Origin of the sequence: Methanogenium sp. MK-MG, from assembly GCF_009914725.1 — an archaeon.
Taxonomy (GTDB): domain Archaea; phylum Halobacteriota; class Methanomicrobia; order Methanomicrobiales; family Methanomicrobiaceae; genus Methanogenium.
The window spans coordinates 1-1,807 of record NZ_JAAAWJ010000142.1; the positions used below are offsets into that span (position 1 = coordinate 1).

Annotated in this window: 1 protein-coding gene and 3 tRNA genes; 3 read left to right on the forward strand and 1 reads right to left on the reverse strand. The window is 37.7% G+C overall.

Annotation, left to right across the window (positions count from 1 at the left end; all coding sequences use genetic code 11):
• The first annotated feature begins 201 nt into the window (after nucleotides 1-201).
• From MKMG_RS11335 to MKMG_RS11345, 3 genes are all read left to right on the forward strand, one after another.
• Nucleotides 202-278: transfer RNA gene (locus MKMG_RS11335), tRNA-Val, on the forward strand.
• Nucleotides 279-341: 63 nt separating this feature from the next.
• Nucleotides 342-416: transfer RNA gene (locus MKMG_RS11340), tRNA-Phe, on the forward strand.
• A gap of 10 nt (nucleotides 417-426) precedes the next feature.
• A tRNA-Gly gene (locus MKMG_RS11345) sits at nucleotides 427-498 on the forward strand.
• Nucleotides 499-759: 261 nt separating this feature from the next.
• Here MKMG_RS11345 and MKMG_RS11350 read toward each other — a convergent pair.
• On the reverse strand, nucleotides 760-1,807 hold a 1,048-nt coding region (locus MKMG_RS11350), incomplete at its 5' end, for an ISL3 family transposase (protein WP_165078053.1).

Below are 1,807 nucleotides of genomic sequence, written 5' to 3' on the forward strand. Positions count from 1 at the left end.
ACGTCTATTGATGCGAATAATTAATGATATTCAGTTATTTGGACATTGATCCTAAAGATGTTTGAAAATAGGCTATAGTGATAAAGTTTTTATAGCTTAACTCTGTTATAAGAGTTTGCTTCAAGCAACATGGTTTGAAGCAAAAACGAAACAGAAGCGTTGTTCAGGTTCCAAATATACTGGACAGCAAATAAGCAACATGGGCTCGTGGTCTAGCTGGTTATGACGTCGCCTTGACATGGCGGAGGTCCGGAGTTCGAATCTCCGCGGGCCCACCACAAATATTTCGTACCATTCGATAGGTTTTAATATTAAAACGACTATTATCGGATGCTCTCACAGCCCAGGTAGCTCAGTGGGAGAGCGCTGCCCTGAAGAGGCAGTTGTCCCCGGTTCGAATCCGGGTCTGGGCACCAGAATCAATTCACACCAGTAGTGTAGCGGTTATCACCGGGCGTTGCCAACGCTCGAACTCGGGTTCGATTCCCGACTGGTGTATATCTTTTTTTATTATCTTAATATCATTGCTAATGTTCTATTTTTTTGATCTATCTTCAATGAGCTTGAATGCAATTGCTTTAGTAGCTAGTATCTATTGAATCATTTCTCTGGATGATGTTCTAATTGTTGAGTATCAGCAACCCTTTATGGACAGATGGATCTGTGCTTTTCTTTGTCACTAATATGATTCTAATGCCATTGCATGTCTGTCAGGATCACTGATGAACCTGGATAATTAATTATAAAAATAGGTTCTCTTTAACATCGAGTGGGTAAACTCAGTTTACCTGCCATCAAGAATATCATTGTATTCCTATTTACTTCAGTCTTCAATCCATAAGATCTCTTAAAAGCAGTCTTAATCTTGTTGTTCAATCCTTCAACGACACCATTACTGATATTTCCCTTAATTGATTCCAGAATTCCATAAGAATTTCTTTTGATCATCTTTGCCAATGTAATAATTTCCTTGATGTTACTATGAGTTCCCCAATAATGCCACTTTTCAATGTACTCCCTTGCTACATCCATATTTTTGATGTCCCATAATCGCTGTAGTGCAAGTTTGAACTTGTATGCTTTAGCAGTTTTTGTATCCAAATCCTTGATCGATTGTATTTTAGTGATTTCTCTATCTGATAGATTTTCTGGATTTTTCAGCCACATGAATCTGGTTTTACCAAGCTCTTTGTTTGACTGATATTCTGTTCTTCGAACTTTATCAATAGCATCATTCATCATTTTGACAATGTGGAATTTATCAAAAACTACCTTAGCATTTGGGAAGTATTCTCGTGCCCCACCCCTAAATGCAGGGTACATGTCCATTGATATGTGTTTTATGTTATCAGGATCCATCTTCGTGGTAAGGAAGTCTCTGAACTTTTTAAATACGTCTTTTGTCTTTCCATTTTCAATATGAATCACTCTGAATTTATTAAGGTCATAGAATAAAGTCACATAACTGTGACCTTTTTTGACGGAAATTTCATCCACTCCAACCGTATCAAGATCTGATAGATTTGTCTTTTTCATCGCTTCTTTGACATAATGAGTAAGGATTCTCCATACTGAATCCTCATGAACATTAATCATCTCAGCAATGGCAGAAACAGTCATTTCCTTTGACATAGCAACAATTAATGCTTCAAAGAAAAGGGTGAATCCAGTCTTTTGTCTTGTCCAGGGGACATTGATGAGCTTTACACCATGTTCATTACATTTTGTTCGAGGGACTCTGGCATGGAGGTAGGTTTCATAATGGAAAAAGTCTAGGTGCCTCCACACCTTTTCTTTCGTATCATGA